The sequence below is a fragment of the Myxococcus sp. CA056 genome, assembly GCF_013336715.1.
GTDB lineage: Bacteria > Myxococcota > Myxococcia > Myxococcales > Myxococcaceae > Myxococcus > Myxococcus llanfairpwllgwyngyllgogerychwyrndrobwllllantysiliogogogochensis.
Genome location: NZ_JABUMT010000002.1, coordinates 1,327,388 through 1,350,833, shown reverse-complemented (window position 1 = coordinate 1,350,833; position 23,446 = coordinate 1,327,388). Strand labels below are relative to the sequence as shown.

General features: G+C 68.3%; 24 protein-coding genes. 16 read left to right on the top strand and 8 right to left on the bottom strand.

Translation table 11 applies throughout. The annotated features are described in order from the left end of the window. Positions 1 to 38: 38 nt before the first annotated feature. The 7 genes from HUA76_RS13015 to HUA76_RS12985 all read left to right on the top strand — a co-directional run bounded on the left by HUA76_RS13015 (position 39) and on the right by HUA76_RS12985 (position 6,293). Positions 39 to 2,006, top strand: coding sequence for an alpha-amylase family glycosyl hydrolase (locus HUA76_RS13015; protein WP_174460995.1), 1,968 nt, complete (start codon positions 39 to 41; stop codon positions 2,004 to 2,006). 12 nt (positions 2,007 to 2,018) lie between these two features. After that, entirely contained in the window at positions 2,019 to 2,846 is an 828-nt protein-coding gene (locus HUA76_RS13010; protein WP_174460994.1) for an AraC family transcriptional regulator, read from the top strand. Positions 2,847 to 2,898: 52 nt separating this feature from the next. Continuing rightward, positions 2,899 to 3,381, top strand: a complete 483-nt coding sequence (locus tag HUA76_RS13005; RefSeq protein ID WP_141640535.1) for a DoxX family protein — start codon at positions 2,899 to 2,901, stop codon at positions 3,379 to 3,381. Between the two features lie 11 nt (positions 3,382 to 3,392). Further along, the gene (locus HUA76_RS13000; RefSeq protein ID WP_174460993.1) at positions 3,393 to 4,388 is read left to right on the top strand and encodes an aldo/keto reductase family protein; all 996 of its coding nucleotides are present in this window, start codon (positions 3,393 to 3,395) and stop codon (positions 4,386 to 4,388) included. Between the two features lie 159 nt (positions 4,389 to 4,547). Next, complete coding sequence (locus tag HUA76_RS12995; protein WP_174460992.1) at positions 4,548 to 4,772, top strand: hypothetical protein; 225 nt, start codon at positions 4,548 to 4,550, stop codon at positions 4,770 to 4,772. A 112-nt stretch (positions 4,773 to 4,884) separates the two neighbouring features. Then, the gene (locus HUA76_RS12990; protein ID WP_141640532.1) at positions 4,885 to 5,175 is read left to right on the top strand and encodes a hypothetical protein; all 291 of its coding nucleotides are present in this window, start codon (positions 4,885 to 4,887) and stop codon (positions 5,173 to 5,175) included. 125 nt (positions 5,176 to 5,300) lie between these two features. Continuing rightward, positions 5,301 to 6,293 carry a hypothetical protein gene (locus HUA76_RS12985; protein ID WP_174460991.1) on the top strand — a complete coding sequence of 331 codons (993 nt, stop codon included), beginning with the start codon at positions 5,301 to 5,303 and terminating at the stop codon, positions 6,291 to 6,293. Between the two features lie 6 nt (positions 6,294 to 6,299). Here the strand turns inward: HUA76_RS12985 and HUA76_RS12980 are convergent, their stop codons facing one another. Next, positions 6,300 to 6,875 (bottom strand): NIF family HAD-type phosphatase, encoded by a 576-nt coding sequence (locus HUA76_RS12980; RefSeq protein WP_174460990.1) that lies wholly within the window; start codon positions 6,873 to 6,875, stop codon positions 6,300 to 6,302. 203 nt (positions 6,876 to 7,078) lie between these two features. On the opposite strand from HUA76_RS12980, the gene HUA76_RS12975 reads away from it, so the two are divergent. From HUA76_RS12975 to HUA76_RS12960, 4 genes are all read left to right on the top strand, one after another. Then, a complete protein-coding gene (locus HUA76_RS12975; protein WP_174460989.1) occupies positions 7,079 to 8,308 on the top strand; it encodes a PQQ-dependent sugar dehydrogenase in 1,230 nt (409 codons plus the stop codon). A gap of 201 nt (positions 8,309 to 8,509) precedes the next feature. Then, on the top strand, positions 8,510 to 9,220 hold the full coding sequence (locus HUA76_RS12970; RefSeq protein WP_141640529.1) for a MotA/TolQ/ExbB proton channel family protein: 711 nt from the start codon (positions 8,510 to 8,512) through the stop codon (positions 9,218 to 9,220). A gap of 3 nt (positions 9,221 to 9,223) precedes the next feature. Next, positions 9,224 to 9,658: a biopolymer transporter ExbD gene (locus tag HUA76_RS12965; protein ID WP_141640528.1), complete on the top strand. Its 435-nt coding sequence runs from the start codon at positions 9,224 to 9,226 to the stop codon at positions 9,656 to 9,658. A 15-nt stretch (positions 9,659 to 9,673) separates the two neighbouring features. Beyond that, entirely contained in the window at positions 9,674 to 10,477 is an 804-nt protein-coding gene (locus HUA76_RS12960) for an energy transducer TonB (protein ID WP_174460988.1), read from the top strand. 51 nt (positions 10,478 to 10,528) lie between these two features. On the opposite strand, the gene HUA76_RS12955 is transcribed toward HUA76_RS12960, so the two are convergent. Beyond that, on the bottom strand, positions 10,529 to 11,017 hold the full coding sequence (locus HUA76_RS12955) for a MarR family winged helix-turn-helix transcriptional regulator (RefSeq protein WP_174454297.1): 489 nt from the start codon (positions 11,015 to 11,017) through the stop codon (positions 10,529 to 10,531). A gap of 311 nt (positions 11,018 to 11,328) precedes the next feature. On the opposite strand from HUA76_RS12955, the gene HUA76_RS12950 reads away from it, so the two are divergent. The 3 genes from HUA76_RS12950 to HUA76_RS12940 all read left to right on the top strand — a co-directional run bounded on the left by HUA76_RS12950 (position 11,329) and on the right by HUA76_RS12940 (position 15,854). After that, on the top strand, positions 11,329 to 12,753 hold the full coding sequence (locus HUA76_RS12950) for a TolC family protein (RefSeq protein ID WP_174460987.1): 1,425 nt from the start codon (positions 11,329 to 11,331) through the stop codon (positions 12,751 to 12,753). A gap of 143 nt (positions 12,754 to 12,896) precedes the next feature. Next, positions 12,897 to 13,109 (top strand): hypothetical protein, encoded by a 213-nt coding sequence (locus HUA76_RS12945; RefSeq protein ID WP_141640524.1) that lies wholly within the window; start codon positions 12,897 to 12,899, stop codon positions 13,107 to 13,109. 261 nt (positions 13,110 to 13,370) lie between these two features. Next, positions 13,371 to 15,854, top strand: coding sequence for an FG-GAP-like repeat-containing protein (locus HUA76_RS12940; protein WP_174460986.1), 2,484 nt, complete (start codon positions 13,371 to 13,373; stop codon positions 15,852 to 15,854). A 77-nt stretch (positions 15,855 to 15,931) separates the two neighbouring features. Here the strand turns inward: HUA76_RS12940 and HUA76_RS12935 are convergent, their stop codons facing one another. The 5 genes from HUA76_RS12935 to HUA76_RS12915 form a co-directional block, all read right to left on the bottom strand. After that, on the bottom strand, positions 15,932 to 16,567 hold the full coding sequence (locus tag HUA76_RS12935; RefSeq protein WP_141640522.1) for an isoprenylcysteine carboxylmethyltransferase family protein: 636 nt from the start codon (positions 16,565 to 16,567) through the stop codon (positions 15,932 to 15,934). 91 nt (positions 16,568 to 16,658) lie between these two features. Beyond that, positions 16,659 to 17,228: an RNA polymerase sigma factor gene (locus tag HUA76_RS12930; RefSeq protein WP_174454294.1), complete on the bottom strand. Its 570-nt coding sequence runs from the start codon at positions 17,226 to 17,228 to the stop codon at positions 16,659 to 16,661. Positions 17,229 to 17,235: 7 nt separating this feature from the next. Beyond that, complete coding sequence (locus HUA76_RS12925) at positions 17,236 to 18,297, bottom strand: Rieske 2Fe-2S domain-containing protein (RefSeq protein WP_174460985.1); 1,062 nt, start codon at positions 18,295 to 18,297, stop codon at positions 17,236 to 17,238. Between the two features lie 23 nt (positions 18,298 to 18,320). Further along, a complete protein-coding gene (locus HUA76_RS12920) occupies positions 18,321 to 18,965 on the bottom strand; it encodes an HAD family hydrolase (RefSeq protein ID WP_174454292.1) in 645 nt (214 codons plus the stop codon). Between the two features lie 143 nt (positions 18,966 to 19,108). Beyond that, positions 19,109 to 19,675, bottom strand: coding sequence for a hypothetical protein (locus HUA76_RS12915; protein WP_174460984.1), 567 nt, complete (start codon positions 19,673 to 19,675; stop codon positions 19,109 to 19,111). Positions 19,676 to 19,959: 284 nt separating this feature from the next. On the opposite strand from HUA76_RS12915, the gene HUA76_RS12910 reads away from it, so the two are divergent. Both HUA76_RS12910 and HUA76_RS12905 read left to right on the top strand, forming a co-directional pair. Next, positions 19,960 to 21,153, top strand: coding sequence for an LLM class flavin-dependent oxidoreductase (locus HUA76_RS12910; RefSeq protein WP_174460983.1), 1,194 nt, complete (start codon positions 19,960 to 19,962; stop codon positions 21,151 to 21,153). 269 nt (positions 21,154 to 21,422) lie between these two features. Further along, the gene (locus HUA76_RS12905) at positions 21,423 to 22,634 is read left to right on the top strand and encodes a right-handed parallel beta-helix repeat-containing protein (protein WP_174460982.1); all 1,212 of its coding nucleotides are present in this window, start codon (positions 21,423 to 21,425) and stop codon (positions 22,632 to 22,634) included. Between the two features lie 54 nt (positions 22,635 to 22,688). On the opposite strand, the gene HUA76_RS12900 is transcribed toward HUA76_RS12905, so the two are convergent. Then, a complete protein-coding gene (locus HUA76_RS12900; protein WP_174460981.1) occupies positions 22,689 to 23,444 on the bottom strand; it encodes a hypothetical protein in 756 nt (251 codons plus the stop codon). Between the last annotated feature and the right edge of the window lie 2 nt (positions 23,445 to 23,446).

Below are 23,446 nucleotides of genomic sequence, written 5' to 3'. Positions count from 1 at the left end.
GCGGCACATCGCGCGACGTCCGCGGTGCGGGGGAATGAATGTCGAACCGAGAAACGAATCCGAACGAAACACGTTCGCCGCGCAAGGACTTCAGCGAGTCCGCGTGCAGGGCTCGCGGAAACCAGGTGGTGGAGCGCACCGCGCGTTCTCGCGCCGCGCCGGAGCTGTTTGGCCCCGCGGACCAGCTCCAGGCTCCCGGCTTCCTCACGGCCTTCGTCCCGCTGGAGCCCCAGCCCGAGCCCTCATGGCGTCCCGGCATGGGCGCCATCCCCTTCGATGGCGGCGCGACGTTCCGCGTGTGGGCGCCTCATGCGCAGCGCGTACAGGTGGTGGGAGACTTCAGTCACTGGCACGCGGTGGAGCTTGCGCGCGAGCCCTCCGGCAACTTCTCCCGTGACATCCCTGGCGCGGGCAATGGCCAGCAATACCAGTTCATCATCCAGGGCCGTTACGGCGACTGGCGCTGGCGCAATGACCCGCGCGCCGCGGACGTCACGAACTCCACGGGCAACAGCGTCATCCTGGACCATCGCGACTTCGTCTGGCGCTACGACGGCCTCTTCCGGATGCCGGACTTTCGCGAGGCCGTCCTCTACGAGCTGCACATCGGCACGTTCAACGACTCGGCCGGGTGGGGACCGGGGCATTGGCTGAGCGCCATCGACAAGCTCGACTACCTGCGCGAGCTGGGCGTCAACGTGGTGGAGCTGATGCCCTCGGCCGAGTTCGCGGGGGACTTCTCCTGGGGCTACAACCCCACCTTCCCCTTCGCGCCGGAGAGTTCCTACGGCACGCCCAACGACTTGAAGCGCTTCGTGGACGAGGCGCACCGACGAGGTATCGGCGTCATCATGGACGTCGTCTACAACCACCTGGGGCCCAGTGATTTGCCGCACTGGGACTTCGATGGCGAGACGTTCGGACGGGGCGGCGTGTACTTCTACTCGGACTGGCGCGCGAGCACGCCGTGGGGCGACACGCGTCCGGACTACGGCCGCTCCGAGGTGCGCGACTACCTGCGCGACAACGCGCTGATGTGGCTGCGCGAGTACCACATGGATGGCCTGCGGCTGGATGCGACGAAGGAGATTCGCACCGCCAGCGGCGTGGACAATCCCGCGGGCTGGGAGCTGTTGCGCTCCATCACCGAGGCGGTGAAGCGCGAGTTCCCCTGGAAGCTGCTCATCGCGGAGGACATGGCGTCGGACCCCGCCGTCACGCATTCCCAGGGCGCGGGCTTCGACGCGCAGTGGGACGCGGCCTTCGTGCATCCGGTGCGCGCCGCGCTCATCGCGCCCTTCGATGAGGGGCGCGACTTGAACGCCGTCCGCGACGCGCTGTACTTCCGATACAACGGTCAGGCCTCCCAGCGGGTCATCTTCACGGAGAGCCACGATGAGGTGGCCAACGGCCGCAGCCGGCTGCCCACGGAGGTGTCGCCCTACAACCCGGGGGACATGCTCGCGAAGAAGAAGGCACTGCTGGGCGCGGTGCTGACCTTGACGGCACCGGGCATTCCGATGCTCTTCATGGGGCAGGAGTTCCTGGAGGACGGGCACTTCGACGACGGAGACCCGCTCGACTGGAACAAGGCGGGCTGGTTCGGCGGCATCCTCCAGGCGCACCGGGACCTCATCCAACTGCGCCGCAACTGGCATGACACCAGCGCGGGCCTGCGCGGCGAACACGTCCACGTGTTCCACCTGAACCACGAGGACAAGGTGATGGCGTTCCACCGCTGGGAGCATGGCGGCGCGGGCGACGACGTCATCGTCGTGGTGAACCTGGGACACCGGACCTTCACGGGGTACGAGCTCGGCCTGCCCACGGATGGCCTCTGGCGGGTGCGGTTCAACGGAGACTGGCGGGGCTACTCACCGGACTTCGGCGACACCTCCGTGCACGACGTCTGGGGCGATTGGGGCGGACGGGACGGACTGCCCGCGCGCGGCGCGCTCTCACTGGGGGCCTACAGCGCGGTCATCCTCTCGAAGAATCGCTGGTAGCGTCACCGCCGAATGCTGCTCGCGCGACCGCCCGACCTCGCTCCCCGTGCCCCGTGGCCGGACATGCCCCTGGTGGTGTGGCCGGCCGCGCTCGCCATGTGGGGCCCGGGCGACGCGTCGTCCAGGCACGCCCACCACGCGATGCACCTGCTGCTCCGTCGCGAGGGCACCCTGACCTTCCGCGCGGGCACGGCGAAGGGGGACTCCCGCGCGGCGGGGGTGCTCGTGGGCCCGGACGTGCCCCACGCCATCGACGCGACGGGTGGCGAGGTCCTCCTCCTGTTCATCGAACCGGAGAGCCAGGACGGCGAGCGGCTGCGCGCCTCGCTCGATTCCCCCGCGCGACTCTTCGACGAAGCGGCACGTGACGCCCTGCTCGCCCGGCTGCCGCGCAAGGGCCCCATCGCGCACGAGGCCATCGGCCCGTGGATGGAGGCCACGCTGGAGGCCCTGGCCGGTCCCACGGAGGCCCCCGCGCCGCGCATGCACCCGCGCGTGCGCAAGCTCCTGCGGCACCTGCGCGCGGAGCCCGCTCCCGAGGACACCTCCCTGGAGGCCCTCTCCGAGGTCGCCGGATTGTCCTCCGGCCGCCTGATGCACGCCTTCACGGAGTCCACCGGCGTGCCCCTGCGCCCCTATCTGCTCTGGCTGCGACTGCAGCGAGCAGCGGGCGCCCTCGCGTCAGGCCGCACCGCGGGAGAGGCCGCGCACGCCGCGGGCTTCTCCGACGCGGCCCACCTGACGCGCACCTTCCGCCGCATGTTCGGCACCACGCCCTCGTTCCTTCAACGTCGCAGCCAGTTCGTTCAAGCGAAGGCCCGCCCCACCGACGCATCTTGAGCATCGACCCGCCGGACCAGTCTCCGGCTCGCTGCCCTCGAGGTGCCTCGCCATGTCCTTCGCCCTGATACTCATCTCCACCTTCCTGTTGCTCCACCTGCCTCCGCTGCGCCGCCTCCCCTCGCTCTCCACGCCCACCCGTCGCGCCGCCGTGGCCGCGGGACTCTTCTTCATCGGCGCCGGCGTCATGCACTTCGTCGTGCCCGCCCAGTACGACGCGATGATTCCGCCGCAGCTCCCCTCGCCGCGCTTCTGGACGCTGCTGTCCGGCGTGTTCGAGGTCGCGGGCGGCGTGGGCATGCTGATTCCCCGGACGCGGAAGCTCGCGGCCCTGGGGCTCATCGCGCTGCTGCTCGCCGTCCTCCCCGCCAACATCCACGAGGCGGCGTCGAACCAGGGCTCCCACGTGCTGCCCTTCCCGGACTGGTACTTCTGGCTGCGCATCCCCTTCCAGCTCATCTACCTTGCGTGGGTGGCATGGGCCGGTGGACTGTGGCCGCTCGGAAGCCGTGCGAGCCGACCTGTCACTGGTTAGGCTGGCGCCCCATGCACTTCCGTCATCTTGGTCGCAGCGGTCTGGCCGTCAGTGAGATTTCCTTCGGCAACTGGCTCACGCACGGCTCCCAGGTGGAAGAGGACGCCGCGCTGGCCTGCGTGAAGGCGGCGCAGGACGTCGGCATCACCACCTTCGACACGGCCGATGTCTATGCCGGCACCCGCGCGGAGTCCGTGCTCGGCCGAGCCCTGAAGGGTCAGCGCCGCGCCGGCTATGAGCTGTTCACCAAGGTGTTCTGGCCCACCGGGCCCGGGAAGAACGACTGGGGCCTGTCGCGCAAGCACATCATGGAGTCCATCGATGGCTCCCTGAGCCGCCTCCAGACGGACTACGTGGACCTGTACCAGGCCCACCGGTTCGACACGGCGACGCCGCTGGAGGAGACGATGGTCGCCTTCGCGGACATCGTCCGTCAGGGCAAGGCCCACTACATCGGCGTCTCCGAGTGGACCGCCGACCAGATTCGCCAGGGCGCCGCGCTCGCCCGCGAGCTGCGCATCCCCTTCGTCTCCAGCCAGCCCCAGTACTCCATGCTCTGGCGCGTCATCGAGGAGAAGGTCATCCCCGCGTCCCTCGAGGAAGGCCTGGGACAGATTGTCTGGTCTCCCCTGGCCATGGGCGTGCTCACCGGAAAGTATCTCCCAGGCCAGCCTCCTCCGGCCGGCAGCCGCGCCACCGACCCCACCGGCTTGCGCTTCATCGCCCGCTTCATGAAGGACGACGTGCTCAACCGCGTGCAGCAGCTGCGTCCCCTGGCCCAGCAGGCGGGACTCACCATGGCGCAGCTCGCCGTCGCGTGGGTGCTCCAGAACAAGGGCGTCTCCTCCGCCATCATCGGCGCCTCGCGGCCCGAGCAGGTCCACGACACCGTGAAGGCCTCGGGCGTGAAGCTGGAGGCGGAGTTGATGCGCCGCATCGACGAGGTGCTCGGCCCCGTCGTCGAGCGCAACCCGGCCCTCACCGAAGTGCCCGACCGGAAAATCTGAAGCAGGGCTGTCATGCATCAACACAGCTCTGTCCCCTCTCCGACACTTGAGAGGGGATTGAGTTGAAGGCGACAACCCCAGACATGGCCTAATCCCTCCCCAGGCGCGCCCGTGTGGGACGCCCTGGACGCAATCACAGCCACACGTGACGAGGGATACATGAAGAAGACTCTGTTGATGGGACTCCTGGGCGCGCTCATCGGCATCGGCACCTCCATGGTGTCAGGGACCGCGGCGGCCTCGGAGGATTCGCTCGTGCCGTGCTGCTCTGACTGTGATGCCGGCTATGACAGGTGCATGGCCAACTGTCAGGGCGAAGACTGCGATCTCTCCTGTTTCAGCAGGTGGAGGCCTTGCTACAACGTCTGCTCCCACGCCTGCTAGGTGAGGTCGTCATGATGTCGGAGGGCGCGGGCACGAAAGCCCGCGCTCTTCGATTCAAGGACCTCCGCCGCCGCCCTATACTCGTCCCAGGCTCTTCACCTGGAGGTGGCGTATGCGCTGGTTCGTGGTCACCGCAGTGCTGTTCGCGTCGAGTGCGTCCGCCCAGTCTCCTGAATGCAAGTCGGCGAAGAAGGAGTTCGCGGAGCGCGAGGAGCAGCTCACCACCTTGAAGAAGGCGCGCAAGGACATGCGCGACGTGCTGGTGACCGCCAAGAAGGGGCGCGCGCACAGCCGCGCCCTGGACTCACTGGAGAAGGCGGATGACGCCCTGGAGGACGCCGTCAAGCGGGCGACGGCGGAGCAGCTCCAGCGCGACAAGCTGACCCGGGAAATCTGCAAGTAGCCGTCTCGCTGTCCAGGCGGCGTGAGGGCCTCACGCCGTCTCTCACGTTCTCAAGTTCCTGATGTTTCAGGGCTACAGCTTCGTCCCTCTTGGGATTCAGCGGGGATTGAAGCATGGTCCTCGCCATGAATCGGCAAGAGTCCGCGATGTTCGTCGGGGTGGCGGTGCTGTGGGTCCCCTTGCTGCTGGGCGTGTTCATCGGGACGTGGCTCAGGAAGCACGTACATCCCAAGGTGATGGCGCACTCGGAGCTGCTCAGCAGGACGGCGAACTCCAGCGTCACCCGGCTGTCGAACATCGTGTTCGTCATCTTCTGGGTGGGAGTGACGCTGGCCTGCAGCGGCATGATGGCCCCGAGGACTCTCACGTGGCTCCAGTCACTGGGAGGGCTGCCCTTCGTGCCCACGCTCGAGCTGCTGCGAGGGGTCTCCCTGTTCGCGGCCTTCATGATTGGCTACACCGTTGGGGCCATGCCCCGGGGAGACTCCGCGCGGCAGGCCTCACAGGCGCACGGCAACGCGTCAGGAGCGACCGCGTCCGGTCCCAGCAACGGCCAGCACGTCAACAAGTACCCCAGCATGCGGGTGCTCGCCATCATCGGGGGCACGATTGCCGTCGGACTGGGCGTGGGCGCGCTGAGCACGGGGCTCAAGAAGGGTGGCTTCCTCACGACCTCGGACGTGGGCGGGCTCCCCGAGCTGGCGCGCATCCAGGAGCAGCTGAGGCCGCTCGAGGCCTGCTCGCTCAGCTACATGAAGCGGGACCGGCGAGGCTCACGCAACTACCCGACCACGGTCTGGCTCAGGACCTGTACGCACAACGAGTACTTCTCCGTCATGATCACCGTCCCTGGGACCTGGGCGAGCCGAGGCGTCGGCTTCGAGATGGAGCGCGGTTCCAGCTCTGAGCCCTGGGAAATCCTGGTCGAGAAGAACGACGTGCCCTTCCCCGACCTCAAGGAGGCGCTCGAACACTTCGCGCCCATCATCGCCGCGCAGTATCCGGAGGAGCTCCGAAAACGACGCACGAGCTCGGATGAGATGGACCGCCACCTGGAGGAACGCTCGCGGCTGGAGAAGGAACGCAAGGAGCGCGCGAAGACCTCCTATCCGGAGTGAGTTCGCTCACTCGCGTGGATTCCTCCAGCCCCGCTTCTCCAGCACGCGCACGTTGGGGACGTCCGCGAGCGTGGCCAGGTAGTCCGACAGCGCGAGCAGCTCGATGTCGTCCACCTGCCCCTCGAAGGGCCGCACGTAGATGGCATTTCCGTAGTTGTGCAGACACTTCGCGGGGGTGTCGTCGACGATGAGCACCCGCTCCAGTCGGAAGCCCCTGCGCTTCAGCTTGTGGAGCTTCTTCGCATATTCGTAATGCGAGGACGGGTCCATGAAGCCCTCCTCCAGCACGCGCGCGCGGTCCACGCTGAAGGTGCACCGGCTGCGGCCCCAGACCAGCTCGGGGCGGAGTTCCGGCGGGAAGAGGTGCTGGACGATGGCCGCGACGTAGTCGTCCGCCGCGGATGACCAGACGGCGAGGCGGAACCGGGCCGCGCACGCGGTGAGGAACCGCTCCAGGTGGGGCCGCGCGTAGACGTGGAAGCCGAACACACGGAAGTCCGCCGCGCGCTCCAGCGGGGCCTCGCGGGCGTGAATCAGCGTCTCGTCCAGGTCCAGCACCAGGAGCAGCTTGTCCGGGTCCATGCGGGTCACCACTCGTCGCGCTGCGGGATGCGCCACATCGCCAGGAGACACATGCCAGGGACGCCTCCGTGCCTCCAGTGCTGACTCTTCCACGCATGCCCTGTTGGAACGCGCACACCCCGCTGTGAGGACAGGCGGCACGCCGCGCCCCAGGGCTAAGTGCTGTCGGGTTCATCCCTCTCATCCGCCCCCTGAGGAGCCCCATGCACCTGCGCGTCTTGTTGACGACCCTGGCCTGCGCCGCCGTCCTGTCCCTCGCCGGACCCGCCCGAGCCCAGGACGCCACGGAGAGTCCTCCGTCCGAGCCCGGCGTGTCCTCGTTCGACCCGGCCTTTCCCGGCCAGACGCGCGCGCCCGCCGTGCAGACGCAGACGCCCTATCAAGTCACTGAAGTCGCCTCCGGCTTCAACTACCCCTGGGCCGTCGCCTTCCTGCCGGACCGGCGCATGCTCGTGACGGAGAAGCCGACCGGGAAGCTCTTCATCGTCACACCCCAGGGCGTGAAGTCCGCGCCCGTCGCGGGCCTGCCTCCCGTGGACGGCCGCGAGCAGGGCGGCCTGCTCGACGTGGAGGTCGACCCCGACTTCGCCACGAACAGCCTCATCTACTGGACCTATTACGAGCCACGCGAGAACGGCAACGGGCTCGCGGTGGGACGCGGGAAGCTCAAGGACGGCCCCCAGCCGCGCATCGAGGCGCTGCGAATCATCTTCCGCATGAAGCCCACCCTGGACTCGCTGTGGCACGCGGGAGGCCGCCTCGTCTTCGCTCCCGACGGCACCCTCTTCGTCACCCTGGGCGAGCGCTCCATCCTCACCGGCCGCGTCCAGGCCCGACAACTCAACAGCCACTTCGGCAAGATTGTCCGCATCCACACCGATGGCACCGTGCCCGCCAACAATCCCTTCGTGAACAACCCCGCGGCGCGTCCGGAAATCTACTCACGGGGCCACCGCAACGTCCTCGCCGCCGCGCTCGACGGCCAGGGCCGCCTCTGGGAAGTGGAGATGGGACCACTGGGCGGCGACGAGCTCAACCTCGTCGAGCCGGGCAAGGACTACGGCTGGCCCACCATCGGCTATGGCAAGGAGTACTCCGGCGCGCCCATCCACGAGAGCTCCCAGGGCCCAGGCATGGAGCAGCCCGTCTACTACTGGGACCCGGTGATTTCCCCCTCGGGGTTGACCATCTATTCCGGGAACCTCTTCCCCGAATGGAGGGGCAACTTCTTCATCGGCGGGCTGTCCAGCCACGCCCTGGTGCGGCTCGTCCTGCGCAATGACCGCGTCGTGGGTGAGGAGCGCCTCAAGCCCGCGGGGAACAACCGGGTCCGCGACGTCGTCCAAGGTCCCGAAGGCGCGCTCTACCTGCTCACCGACGCGCCAAACGGCCGGCTGCTCAAGGTGACGCCCCGCCCGACGCCGCCGCTCTAATGGGGCCTCCCGCGAGGGGCGCTGGAACCAGAGGCGACGGCCAGGCGACAAATGTGTTTCCAGCCGTTGCCAGACGGCCCAGGAAGCGGACAAACCGGCCGATCCATTTGACTTTCAGGGCGGACGGAACAACAGATGGGCGCGCGAGTTGGCAACCGGGTTACTGACACCCGTCACCCACTTCCCCCCAGGCTTCCCTTCATGACGCTCTCCCTCCTCCTGGCCCAGACAGGGCAACCCGAGCTCGGCTGGCTCAGCAGCAAGCTGCTCGGTGTCACGCTCACCTCCGCCGAGTGGGTCCTCTGGATTCTGGTCGTCCTCTCCGTGCTCTCCATCGCCATCATGCTGGAGCGCACGGTGTACTTCGCCCGCAACCGCCTCCCGGACTCGGAGGCCCTGGCGGTCCGGCTGGCGCGCGGCGACTTCGAGGCGGCGCGCAAGGCCGTGGAGGGCAAGACGGGCATGGAGGCCGCCATCATCCGCGAGGCGCTCGCCTCCGCCTCGCAGGGCGCGGACACCGTGGAGCAGGTGATTGCGTCCACCATGTCCCGCGAGCGCCCCCAGTACGAGCGCTTCCTGTCCTTCCTGGGCACGCTGGGCAACAACGCCCCGTTCATCGGCCTGTTCGGTACGGTGCTCGGCATCATCAAGGCGTTCCACGATTTGGGCTCCGCCAACGTGAAGGGCGCGGCGATTCAGCAGACCGTCATGGCCGGCATCTCCGAGGCGCTCGTCGCCACCGCCGTGGGTCTGGCCGTCGCGATTCCCGCCGTCGTCGCCTTCAACATCTTCAACCGTCAGCTCAAGACGCTCACCAGCCGCGCCAACGCCCTGGGCTACGCGCTGGTGGGCAGCATGCGCGCCGAGGGCCGCACGCCCGACGCGGCCACTCGCACGGCGGAGGGCCGCTAGCCCATGGCCGGAGGCGCGCAGCAAGACGACGAGGAAATCACCGGCATCAACGTCACCCCGCTGGTGGACATCGTGCTGGTGCTGCTCATCATCTTCATGGTGACGGCCAACTTCATCGTCCGGGAGACGGTGGAGGTGGACCTGCCCCGCGCGGCCAACGGTGGCGAGACGGTGCAGGGGCTCGTCAACGTGGTGCTCGACAAGGAGGGCAAGCTCTACTTCGACGGCGCCGCGGTGAGCGAGGCGGACTTGAGGGCGAAGGTCGCCGAGGCCATCGCCAAGGACAAGGACACCCGCGCCATCATCAGCGCCGACCAGAGCATCGCGTATGGACAGGTGATGCGGCTCATCGACACGGTGAAGGGCCAGGGCATCGCCAAGTTCGCGCTCAACATCGAGAAGGACGTGGCCCCCGCGGCCGCGCCCGCCACACCCTGACGCAAGGCCCAGCGCATGAGCCAGGCGGTCGTCGACTCCCCTCCCCCGATGTTCCCCCGCCGTGAGCGCTCGCTCTGGGTGGTGGGCATCTTCCTGCTCACCTCGCTGGTGCTGCACGGCGTGGGCTTCTGGTACCTCAACCGCATCGCCGAGCGCCCGCGCCCCGTCGCCCAGCGCCCGGTGGAGCTCGTCATGGTGGAGGTCCAGAAGCCGCCTCCGCCGCCTCCTCCCGAGGAGAAGAAGGAAGAGCCCAAGCCGCCTCCGCCCAAGCCCAAGGCGGTGAAGCCCCCGCCCATCAAGGTGGCCGAGGTGCCCAAGCCCCAGCCGCCTCCGTCGGAGCAATTGCCGCCTCCGCCCAACGAGCCGCCGCCCACGCCGCAGGCCAAGCCGCCGCCGCTCGTGGTGGGCATGACGATGTCCTCCACCACCAGCGCGGGCTCGTTCGCCGCACCCGTGGGCAACACCGCCTACGGCAAGGCGGACGGCGTCGCGAAGGACCCCAAGGACGTGAAGGGCTACTCCGCGCCCAAGTACACGCCCATCTACCAGGTGGACTCCGAGCCCACCGTGGCCTCCGAGGTGAAGGTCCCCTATCCGGAAGAGGCCCGTCGCGCTGGCATCGAAGGCACGGTGACGCTGTCCATCACCATCGACAACGAGGGCCGCGTCGTCGCCGCCAAGGTGCTCTCCGGCCCCGGCTACGGCCTCAATGAAGCGGCGCGCGATGCCATCAAACGCTTCCGCTTCAAGCCCGCCATCAAGGGCGGCGAGGCTGTCTCCACGGAGATGAAGTACTCGTACACGTTCCTGCTGGACTGAAGCACGCCGGGGCCCCACCTCCCTGCTGGAGGGACGGGGCCCGCGCGGGCCTCACTGCGAGCGCAGCGCCCGGCGCATGATGTCGCGCAGCGCGCGCAGGTCATCATCCGACAGCGCGGCGATGAGCTCCGGCGGCTCCGCCAGTCGCTCCAGGAGCCGCTCGCGCAGCGCCACACCCGAGTCCGTCAGCACCAGCATCTTCACCCGCCGGTCCTGCTCGCTGCTGCGCCGCTCCACCAGGCCCCGCGCCTCCATGCGGTCCACCAGGCCGGTGACATTGGACGCGTCACACGACAGGTAGTTGGCCAGCGTGCTCATCGCCAGCGGGCCCTCGCCCAGCTGACGCACCACGTGCGCCTGCACCGGGGACAGCTCGAACTCGGCCGCCAGCGCCGGGAAGTTCCGCATGTGGGCGTGCATCAGCTCGAACAGCAGCGTCCACGCCTGCTTGGGCAGGTCCCCCTCCAGGGCCTCCGGCCCGGAGTTCGGCGGCTTGCCCCGTCGCTCCAGATTCTCGCTGCTTCCACTCATACCGCTCATGGTAATTCACCCCCATTACCTAAACAATTGACTTCATCAAATATTGAGGGTTACTACATTCCGGAGCTTCCAAAATCGAACGACATGGCCTATGTGGGGCCCGACCCGAAACAGGACCGTGGAAGAAGCCATGCGGCGGCGGATGACCTTCATAAGAGCCGGTTCGGCCCTTCGCGCTGAATTCCTGTCGTTCATGACGCGCTCGGGCAGAACGCCCGGAACGCGGACCCAAGACACACCCCCGTAGTGAATCCATCTAGGACCATTGGGGTTCGCGCCGGCGCGGACCCCACGAGGAGGCAGAGGCGGTTATGAGCTCACTTCTGGCGTTGACCCTGGCGGCCACCCTGGCCGCGGCACCGCCCCCCGTGCTGACCCTGGAAGACGCACTCATCCAGGCGCGAAAAGAGAACCTGGACCTGAAGGCGGCGCAGGCGCGGCTGCGTCAGGCGGACACGGCGTCCCGCAAGGCGTGGGCGGGCTATCTGCCCACCATCACCGTGGGCGCGGCCATCGTCCGAAACTCCAATGCCGCCGTCATTCCCCCAGGTCCCCTGGGTCCCGAGCCCGTGGTCATCCAGCCCCTGGTGCAGCGGCAGTTCCAGGCGGAATTGCGCCAGGCCATCATCGCGCCCCAGCTGTGGGCGGGCATCCAGGCGGCCTACAAGAGCGAGACGGTCGCCGCGCTCAACGTGGAGCAGGCGCGCCGGGAAATCCTCTTCGGCGTGGCGCAGGCGTACTACGGCGCCGCCGCACAGGCCCAGGCCGTGACGGTGCAGGAGCGTCTGGTGGAGCTCAACGGCGCTCGCGCGAAGGACACCAAGGTCCGCTTCGACGCCGGCACGGTGACGCGCGTCGCGCTCCTGCGCGCCGAGCAGGATTTGTCCCGCGCCGAGCAGGACCTCATCCGCGCCCGCAACGCGCTGGCGTCCGCGAAGCTGGTGCTGACCACGCTGCTGGCGTTGGACAGCCCGGACTTCGAGGTGGCCCCGCCGCCGGAGCCGCAGGTGCCGGTGAAGACGGAGTCAGAGGTGCTCGTGGAGCGCTCACTGGAGCAGCGCGCGGACGTGGCCGCGGCCCGTGAGACGACGGAGCTGGCGCGCATCAACAAGCGCGGCGTGTGGTTCAGCTACCTGCCCACCGTGGGCCTCACCGGCACCTGGCGCATCGCCAACGCCGCGGGCTTCGCGGGCCGGGCGGACGTGTGGCTCATCACCCTCGGGGCCAACTGGACGCTGTGGGATGGCGGTCTGCGCGAGGCCAACCTCGCGGACACCTCCGCGAAAATCGTCGAGGCCCAGGCCAACGCCCGCAAGGCGGAGCTGACGGCACGTGAGGAAGTGAAGCGCTCGCAGCTGGATTTGGAGAGCGCCCTGGCCAACCGCCTCAAGGCGGAGCAGACGGTGGAGCTGGCGCGGGAGTCCCAGCGCCTCACCGACGTCTCCTTCAAGGCCGGCGTGGCCACGTACCTGGAAGTCGCGGACGCGAACACCGCGCTGACCAACGCCGAAATCGGCCTGGTGAGCGAGCGCCTCCAGGCTTCGGTCGCCGCCCTGCGCCTCTTGCGCTCGGTGGGTGCGTTCGAGGCTCGCCCGCTCGACTCCGACCTGAAGGACGAGAACGCGGTGCCGCCCACGGTGCAGCCGCTGCCCGGCGCGACGGAGCAGAATCCCGCGGGGATGCAGCCCCCGGAGCAGCCGAAGCCGGAGCAGCCGCAGCCCGCGCCGCAGCCGTAGAGACTCACCCGTCCGGCGCCTGAACTCCAGGCGCCGGACCGACCGCCTCCCGGGGCGGTGGCGCGGCCCCGCTTGTGAGGCTTCGCCACCGACCCCACCCTCGGAAGGAAGACAGCAGCACCCCTTTTTCCGAGGAGGTCATCATGGCGGAAGGACAGTGGGGCAACTGCAAGAGTTGTCGCTACTTCGCCAGCGGTAACGCGAACCCCAGTGACAATGAGACGCAGCGCTGCATGCAGGCGGACCTGCGTGCGTACGACCTGAAGGTCTCTGGCGCCAGCGGCTGCAATGCGTTCGAGGCCCGCACCGGCGTCGGACCCCAGCAGCGGCAGGAGCCCGCCCAGCCGGCGCACTGACACCGGCAAGCGGTTCCCGTCGAGACTTCGTGGAGCACAAGACTCCACGAAGCAAGACGGCCACGGCCCGTCCTCCCTCTCAACACCCTTTGACACCCGCTCCGTCAGAGCGAGCACGTCCTGCTCGCGGGCGCGCAGGTGACGCATGGACTGCTTTGGGGCCGCCTGGAGTCTGCCCTTGGAAGCGACGTGCGAAGGCGTCAGCACGACATGGTAGGAGCCTGCCGGGCCATTCACGAAGGCCCCCGTTTGGATTCCCCCATGAAAAGACTCCTGCTGCCGTTGTTGATGACAAGCATGGCTTGTACCCAGGCCACTCCTTCCGCCCCCGTCGAGACGGGCCAGCGCCGTGATGCCGTCCTGACGGACGCGCAGATTGGGAATGCCTGGAAGGACCCACCCCTGCCGTACCGGACCGTCTCCTTCACCTTCGATGACGGTCCGGATGACAATCCGATGGCCAGCTTCAATACCAGTTGGCAGATCGCGAAGTACCTGCAGCAGCAGGGGATTCGCGCGACATTCTTCATCAACGGGTGCCGCATCGACGCGGGTTGCCCGCGGTACCTCGGCGACCTGGGCAACACCACCTATCTGTCCCAGATTGTCGAGATGGGCCACCGGGTGGCCAACCACACGTATGACCACGAGGCGCTCACCAACCCTTCGCTGGGGGCCGCGGGGCAGATCGCCGAGCTGAAAGTCAACCAGGCCATCCTGGACCCCTACATCACGGATGGCATGTTTCTCTTCCGGGCCCCGGGCGACAACTGGGGGCAGTCCCCCACCGGTGGAACCCACGCGTGCGACGGCTCCTCCTCGATCGCGAACAACGTCCGGAGCGACCCCGCGTTGTCCAAGATGAGTGGCCCTTTCTGTTTCGACTGGGACGCCCACGATTGGGCTTGCACGAATGACGACTTGACGCCGGAGGCCTGCGCGGACCTCTACGTCGCCAAGAGCCTGGAGCTGGATCCCGATGGGGACAGGACGGTGAACGGGCTGGAGCGAGGCATCATCCAGATGCATGACTTCAATCCCACGGATGGCTTCGCTGGGACGGACTGGGCCTACCGCTTCGTGGTGTCCCTGGTCGGAAAGCTCAAGGCCGTGTCTGGCGCCCCGTATGTCTTCGTCCCGCTCGACGCGCATCCCGGCGTCCGGGGAATGTTCAGCTTTCCCGCTCCGACCCAATGGACCACGACCTACCTGTCCGACTGGGAGACGTGGAACAGCGACGTTGGCTACTACGGGACGGTCCGGCTGGGTGACATCAATGGCGACGGCAAGGCGGACGTGTGCGGGCGTGGCTCCGGGGGGATTCGGTGCGCGCTGTCGCTCGCGGACGGCTCCATGGACACCGCGACCAACTGGCTGAGCCTGGTGGCCGACACGGATGGCTACAAGCCGGCCCAGTACAGCACGACGTTCCAGTTGGCGGACATCGACAATGATGGCAACGCCGATGCTTGCATCCGTGCCGTGGTTGGCTACCTGTGCTTCAAGTCGAACGGAACGACGGCGTTCGCGACGTCGGCCTGGGACGCGGCGGAGTTCTCCAATGCGAACGGGTGGAATGCCTCGGAGGCGCTCTATGGCTCGATCCGGATCGGGAACGTCGACGGGGACCTCGATGGCTATGCCGACATCTGTGGGCGGAACGCGGCGGGTGAAATCGTATGCAGCCTCTTCAACGGGACGACCTTCGAGGCCGCGACGTCCTGGAGCTCGGACTTCACGGCCCCGTCGTGGGCCCTGGCGAAGCACGCCACGACGTTCCAGTTGGCGGACCTGGACAACGACGGCAAGGCGGACATCTGCGCGCGTGGGGCGGACGGCATGTGGTGTGGACTGTCCGAGGGCGTCGCCACGGGCTTCGCGACGGCGTCGCGCTGGACGCAGATGTCCTTCGATGACGCCCAGGGATGGGGAACCCTGCCGTCGCGCTACAAGTCCATCAAGCTCGGCGACGTCGATGGGGACGGCAAGGCGGACGTCTGCGGCCGGCACTCGACGGGGCTGGTCTGTTCTTTCTCGACGGGGACCTCCTTCAGGAACTACCGCTATGTCACCAACATGGACTTCGGTGACTCCGAAGGGTGGTCCGCCGACGAGTACGGCTCGACGCTCGCCCTGGGAGACGTCAATGGCGATGGCCGGGCGGACCTCTGTGCTCGCGCGAGCGCGGGGTTGACCTGCACCCTGGCCCCCATGCTTCTGGCCACCTACAACACGACGCGACAGACCGGGCTGTGCTCGACGGCGCAGGCCTCCTGCGACTCGGGGATGTTCTATGAGGGCCGGGGGACGGTGTATCCGGAGGCCCAGCAGCCCAACACGCTGCAGGGCACTTGCGCGGATGGCTCCGCGGTCACCACCGTGGGCACTGACGTCACGGGCGGATACCTCAAGGATGGCTCGGTTGAGCGCGTGCGGGTGATGACGCTCGACAAGACGCCGTTCGCCTCGGGGAAGACGGTGCGCGTGGAGGTCAGCGCCTTTGCCTCGGGCACCGGGGAGCAGTTGGAGATCTTCACCGCGGCCAACGCCGCCAGCCCGACGTGGGTCAGCCTGGGCGCGACCACCCTGTCGAGCGCGGGGTATGCGTGGGTGACGCGAACCTACACCCTGCCGGCGGGCGCGCAGCAGGCGGTGCGAGCCGTCCTCCGCTCCACCAGCCTCTCGGGTGCATGCCCCGGTGGCGGCTTCACGGACGTGGATGACCTCGCCTTCACGGTGCAGTGACGTGAACGACTGACCTACCCGTGGCGCCTGGGGCCGGAGTTCATCCCGGTCCCGGGTGCCGTTGGGAGGTGTGCCCTTCAGGCCGTGACTTCCGCGGGCTCCAACCGGCCCAACCCTGGCAGGAAGCGCCCCACCCGCGCCGCGTACTCGCGATACGCCGGGCCGTGCAGCCGCGCGAGGTGCTCCTCCTCCAGCCTTGCTTGAAGAGACACGAGCAGCACGTAGTCGGCGCACGCCATCCACGTCCACGCGCTCGGCGTCACGCAGGCCATCCCCACCACGACCCACAGCATGCCCGCGAAGATGGGATTGCGGACGACGGAGAACAGGCCGTCCGTCACCAGCGCCGTGGGCTCCCGGTCGATGCCGATGCGCCAGGACGCGCCCATCTGCACCTGGGCCACCAGCACGACGACGAGCCCCGCGAGCAGCACCGCCCAGCCCAGCCACCGGACGGCGTCCGGCACCGGCCACACGCCGAGCCGCTCCGAGCCCAGCGCCGCGTACAGCGCGCTCCAGGCCGTCAGGCCGAGGATGAACAGGCCCATGCACACGCCGATGACACGCTGGAAGGGATTGGCGCGGCGGTGCAGCACGAAGGCGGCCTGGCCCGTGCGGCGGCGCAGCCGCGCGGTGGGCAGCACCATGGCGAAGAGGAGGAAGGCGACGGCGCTGGCGGGCAGCGCGAGGCGGTGGAGGGTTTCGGCGTCCATGAGAGGTCCTCGACGAAGAGGGCGAGCACCCGCCCGCCCCTGACGCCAGGGCTGACGCCCGGCCCCCGTGCCGCATTACACCGGCTTTTTGTCAGGCCTCTTCGGTGACTCGGGGACGCCCCGGCTCGCAGGCGCAGTCCACGCAGCCGTGGGTACAGCAGGTGCCGCACAATTCGATGAGCCGACGACCCAGGGCCTGCCGGGCGCGGTGCAGGCGGACGGCGGCGTTGTTCGCGGTGAGCCCTTCCTCGCGGGCGAACGTCGAGACGGGCGTGCCCTCCAGGTCCACGCGGCGGATGGCGGCCGAGTACTCCGGCTTGAGCGTGTCCGTCAGCCCCGCCACGCACGCGCACACGGAGGACTCCAGCGCCTCGGCGTCCTCGGTGGAGCGGGGAGCCTCCGCGTCCTCGACGGCCAGGGCGCGCTCTTCCCTGCGGGCGCGGCGGTGGCGGTCCACCAGGACGTTGCGCAGCAGCCGGTAGAACCAGGCCACCGCGCTCTCCTCGTCGCGCAGCCCCTCGCCCTTCTCCAGCCCCTTCACCAGGGCGAGCTGGAGGACCTCCTCGGCTTCCTCCGGGCTGCCCACGCGCGGGGCCAGGAACGCGAGGAAGCGGCGCCGCTGGGCGACGAGGGTCTCCATGACGCGCGCGTCCAGGCTCATGCGGGCTTCAGCCTACCGCCTCGCGCGCGAGCGTCACGGCGGGCAGTTCGTCCTCGGTGGTCGTCGTCCGAGGCTGACGGAAGTAGATGCGCTCCATCAGGCGGCGCTGGTGCACCAGCGGCTTGTCGTACCGGTCCAGGCGCATGCCCCTGTGGCTGTAGGGCGTGTCCGCGACGGTGGGGATGAAGCGCGCGTCGTCGACGACCTCCCAGCGGGTGAGCTCCATGGCCACGCGGGCCGCCACCGGCAGGAAGGGCTTGAGCAGCGGCTGCACGCAGCGCAGGAAGGAGAAGACATGCAGGCGCGTCGTCTTCGCCGTCTCCGGGACGAAGAAGATGTTGGCGCGGGTGATGAACGGACGCTGCTTTCCGGAGGGCGCCTCCCAGCTCACGGTGTACTGGCTGTGCACCGGGTCGAAGCGCGTCACCCACTCGTTGCGGAACAGGTCGCCGTCGCGCACGCCCAGAAGCTTCATGAGCGCCGCGGGCCGCTGGGGGGCGCGGTAGAACACCTCCGTGCGGTCCTCGAGGTTGTGCGCCTCGAACTCCACCTGGCCCGCGTGAGGGTCATCCCAGCCCAGGCGGGTGTGGACGTAGGGCGTGTGTTCGTCCTCGCTGAAGTTGTCGAGCGCGACATGCAGCGGCGCCTCGAAGAGCACGGAGAAGCTGCCGCCGAAGAGGTAACCGTCGTTGGCGGGCAGCTCCGGCAGCGAGGACAGCGGGGTGTCACGGTGGGCCAGCCACAGGTAGCCCCGGTGCTCCACCACCTGGAAGCTCTTCACGTCGCAGTGGCGCAGCTCCGGCTGACTGGGATTGGCGCCCTGTCCCTGCGCGTCGAAGCGCCAGCCATGGTACGGGCACTGGAGCCGACCATCCGCGCGCACGCGGCCCTTGGACAAAGGCGCGAAGCGGTGGGGACACGCATCCGCGAGCGCGGCGGGACGCCCTTCAGCGTCCCGGAAGAGGGCATAGGCACGACCGGCCACCTCCACTCGCATGGGTTTCTTACGGAGCGCGGTGGCTGGGAGCACGGGATGGAAATGACGGAGGACGTCGGGCAGTGGCTCCATACTTTCCAAGTATAGCGAGCGACTCAGGACAGGGGAGGAAGGCGCTCCAGCAACCGTCGCAAGTCGGGCTGAAGCTCATCCGGTGTTTCACCGGCCAGTTCCTCCACGGGGTGAGTGCCCCAGGTGACACCGTAGGTGCGCAGTCCGGCCGCCTTGCCTGCACGCAGGTCCAGGGTGGTGTCACCCACCATCCACAGTCCGCCCGTCTTCAGCTCGGCGAGGGCGCGGTGGAGCACGTCGGGTGCGGGTTTGTGCGGAAAGTCATCCGTGCCCTGCACATGGTGGAGCACGGAGCCCAGGCCCATGGCGTCCACGAAGCGGCGGGCCATGGGGCTCTTCTTGGTGGTGGCCACGGCCAGCAGGTAGCCGCGCTCGCGCAGCGTGCCGAGGGCCTCCAGCACACCGGGATAGGGGCGCGAGCGGTTCATGTAGTTGAGGGGGTAGTGCTCGCGATAGGTGGCGCACAGCGCGGGCACGTGCTGGGGCGCGAACTCCGCGTACATCAAGTCGAGCGGGTAGCCGATGAGCGCGCGCACCTGGGCGTAGGTGGGGGCGGTGAGGCCATGCACGGGGAAGGCTTGCAGGAAGCTGTCGATGATATCCGGCAGCGAGTCCACCAGCGTGCCGTCGAGGTCGAAGAGGATTCCACGGGAGTCAGCGCGGCTCATGCGCTCCTGCATACGTGGTTCGTGCGCGCGGGGCACCTGTTCCCGACGTGGCCCTCGCGGGCACCCGGCCTGGGAAGCGGACGGGTGCCCGGGAGGAGGTCGTCACCTTCGCCGTGGGGGCCTCGCGGGGGTGACGGAGGGGCTCACTCGAAAGCCGTGAAGGAGAAGGTCGATTGGAAGTCGACGTCCGCGCCCTTGCTCGTGAAGGTCGGCGCCGCCGTGCCTCGCAGGACCACATCGAACCGACCCGCGAGAAAGCGCGTGTAGTCCTCCTCCGCCATCGCCTCCGAGTCGAAGTCGACGATGAATGCCACCGGGCCACTGCCCGTGGGGCTCTCCCCGTGGCCCGCGACGTAGGTGTTGTTGGAGTCATCGATGAGAAAGAGGATGTCCACGCGGCCGGTGAAGACCTCGGCCAGCGAGCTCACGCCGACGCTGGACGCGCCCAGGGTGAGCGTGAGCTGGGTGAGTTCGATGCGCGCAGGGGACTTTCCGTCCAGCTCCTCGCGCGCCGCATCGACGAAGACCTTGAAGGGATTTCCCGACTCGGTCGAGATGCCCTTCCGCGAAGTCACGGTCGCATTGACGGTATCAGACGACTTGGCCTTGAGGTTGATGCCGACCGGCGCCGAATACGACACCGCATCGCCTCCACAACCCATGAGTGTCTGGGCGGCGAGCACCACCACCAGGAAGACCTGCTTCCACATGAAAGCTCCAAAAAGAGAGAACAGGGTGCGCTCGGCCCGGCGCGCCTCGCGTACTTGGGACGCTACCCATGCAGGACCCATTCGACAGGCCGATGGCCACATCGCCCCGCACTTGAAACGAAGGGTGCGGGCTGGCGACCTCCCGCGAACAGCACCAGGTAAGACAAACAATGGATGTCAACCGCGACCCTCGCCGTGACAAGGATTGACCCGCGAGACGGAACAACCACACTCCTGGTGCTACAGTCGCATCAACCCGAGGTCTACAGGGGGAAGGACCTGACATGCGACTCGATATCTTCTCGGAGATGCAGCACCCGAAGGAACACTGGACCCAGCCGGACCATGAACATCGGCTCATCCGCGAAACACTGGAGCAGGCGCGGCTGGCGGATGAGATGGGCTACGGCGTCTGGTGGCAGGTGGAGCATCACACCGCGGTGGAGTTCAGCTACAGCTCCGCGCCGGAGGTCATGCTCACCGCCATCGCGATGGGCACGAAGAACATCCACGTGGGCCACTCGGCCGCGCTCGCGCCCGCGCGCTTCAACCACCCCATCCGCATCGCCGAGCGCTCCGCGTTCATCGACCACCTGAGCGGCGGCCGCTTCCAGCTCGGCATGGCCCGCAGCACCATCCCCGAGTGGCGCGTCTTCAACATCGACGCGGACGCCACCCGCTCACAGATGCAGCAGGCTTTCGAGATGGTCCCGAAGATGTGGACGCAGGAGAAGTTCTCCTGGGACACGCCGGACTTCCGCGTCAAGGACATCAGCGTCATCCCCAAGCCCTACCGCAAGCCGCACCCTCCCCTGTGGCAGGCTTGCTCCAGCCCCGCGTCCTTCGAGCAGGCGGGACGCAACGGCGTGGGCGCGCTCGGCGTGACGCTGTGGGCCTCTCCGGAGCAGGTGGGGGAGATGATTCACCTCTACCGCGAGGCGCTGAGGACGCGCTGTGAGCCCGTGGGCGAGTTCGTGAACAACCAGGTGGCCTTCTTCACCTTCGTGCACTGCGCGGACTCGGAGCGCGAGGCCATGGAGAACGGCGCCGCCCAGGCCGCGGCCTGGTACACCAACGGCTCCTTCACCTTCTTCGAGGCCAAGGACTTCTTCGTCAAGTCGGCCGCGGAGCTGGAGGCGCTCGCCAAGGACCCCGCCGGTGGCGGCCTGACGGGCCAGTACCTGCGCGGCAAGGACCCGAACGCCCCCGTGTCCAAGGCCCAGCGCATCCTCGGCCGCATCATGTCCGGCGAGGACGTGCCGCACGAGCAGGTCTGGGAAGTCTTGAGCGCGCAGGACTCGCTCATCGTCGGCACGAAGGACCAGGTGCGGCAGGGCCTCAAGCGCTACGAGTCGCTGGGCATCGACGCCCTCATGTCCTTCCACCAGGTGGGCGCCCTCTCGCACGAGGCCGTCCTCAAGAGCATCCGCCTCACCGGCGAGCTCATCCCCGAGTTCAAGACCCCCGCCCCTCCCTGAACCCCAGCGGCAACGACGGGCCCCTTCCCCGCTTCCCAGCCGCGCCATCGTGCGCACCTTGGGGAGCGGGGTTTGTCCGACGGGAGGGGATGGGGATGAGGGTCAGCCAGCTGACACTGGGATGGGGCCTTGCCTGCGCGCTGTGGGCGTTCAGCCCCGCATGGGCGGCGAAACCGACCACGCCTGCCAAGAAGGAGGGCGACCAGGGGAGCGGCGACACCGTGCGGCACGCCACGCGCCGCCCGAAACAATTCTCCCGGGAGTGGCACGTGAGCACCTCGGGCTCGGACACGGCGGCGGGGACGAAGCAGGCGCCGTTCCGCACCATCGGCCGCGCGCTGAGAGTCGTAAGTCCCGGCGAGGCCATCCGGGTCGGCCCCGGTGAGTACGCGGAGGGCCTGCTCATCGACAACGCGGTGAAGGCGGGCCGCGCGGATGCCCCCATCACCCTGGTGGGCGAAGGGCGACCGCGCATCGTCCCGACGCCGAAAGGCGGGACGCTGGTCCAGGTGCGCAAGCCCTACTGGATTGTCGAGGGCTTCGAAATCGACGTGCGCGGCCAGCCCCGCTTCGCCGTCCTCTTCGAGGGCAACACCACGGGCTCCGTGCTCACCGGCAACGACCTCCACCACGGAACCCTGGGCGCCGGCATCGCCACCTACGGCGGAGCCCGGGACGTGCTCATCGAGAACAACCACATCCACGACTTCCGCAAGCAACCCAAGGGCGACTCGCACGGCGTCGTCATCCAGGCCACGTCGCGCGGAATCACGGTGCGCGGCAACGACATCCACCACAACTCGGGGGACTCCGTGCAGTGCCTGCTGCCGGACAAGAAGGAAGACGCTCCGGCGAGCGACATCCTCATCGAGAACAACCTGCTCCACGACAACGACGAGAACGCCGTGGACATCAAGACGTGCCATCGCGTCGTCATTCGTGACAACACGATGTACGGCTTCCGCAAGTCCCCCACGTCCTCCGGAGAGGCCGTCGTCATCCACTACTCCGCGCGGGACGTGCGCGTGGAGGACAACACCATCCACGACGCGGGCCGGGGCATCTCCGTGGGGGGCTCGCGAATCGGCGACCAGCCCAGCCCCGTGGGCGTGGTGGTGAGCGGCAACGTCATCCGGGACATTACCCAGAGCGGCGGGAGCGACGGCACGGGCATCCGCGTGGAGAACTCGCGCGAGGTGCAGGTGGTGGACAACGCCATCTCCGGCACGCAGGGCTACGGGATGATGCTCGGCCTGGGCTCCAACGGCGCGCCCAGCGAGAACCTGACGGTGCGGGGCAACAGCATCCAGGGGCGCAGGCTGGTGCGCCTGGGGCAGCGGCAGCACCGGCCCGGCCTGAAGATGGACCGGAACCAGTACGGCTCCAACGGGACGTTCAAGGTGGACCCCCAGGAGGAGACGAACCTCACCGACTGGCGCAAGTCCTCCGGCGTGGACCAGCAGTCCACCCCGCTCCAGTGAGCCCAGGTCCCCTTCCGCTCGACGAACAGCGGAAGGGGCCTGCGTCACCGACGCTCAGGGCGTTTCGTCGGACGGCACGTCACCGGTGAGCACGCAGATGAGCGCGTCCGGGTCGCACTTCACGGGGAACAGCGGGTTGATGCCGGAGCCGCGCAGCCGGCCCACGGAGTAGTCCGCGTACGGGTCACACTTCGTCTCGTCCGGCGCGCCCTTCGTCGCACAGCCCACCACGGGCCAGATGCCCTTGGCCTGGTACGTCGCCGTGCAGCCGTTCTCCGTGTAGGTCAGGTCCGCCTTGAACTGCGTGCCCGGAATCCCAGGCGTGTTGTAGATGCGCAGGTTGGACCACTCGTAGCGGAAGCTCTGCGCGGGCAGCGTGGCCGTGGCGGGCACGTCCAGCCGCGTGGGGCTCAGCTGGGGCACGTCGCAGAAGTTGTCCGCGCCGGGCCCTTCGCTCGAGAACGGGCCCACCGAGAACGGCGTGTGCGCGGGGTCCGGGTCCGGCCGGTCCTCCTCGAAGTCCGCCACCAGTTCGCCCAGCCGCTCGCTGCGCACCGCGACGGTGTCCCGCGCGTTGGGGTCCTGGCTGTAGTACTTCTGCAGGCCCAGCGGCTCCGGCTTGAGCTGTGCGCACTGCTGGTCCGGATTCTGTCCGGGCAACAGCGTGTACACGGTGGCGAACGAGCCGATGGAGCCGTCGCTCACCGCGCGCGCCACGACACACTGCGGCTCCGGGTCCTCGACGCCACAGCCCGCGAGCAGAACCAAAGCGGCGACGCCGGGTCCCCATCCCATCCAACGAGTCTTCATGG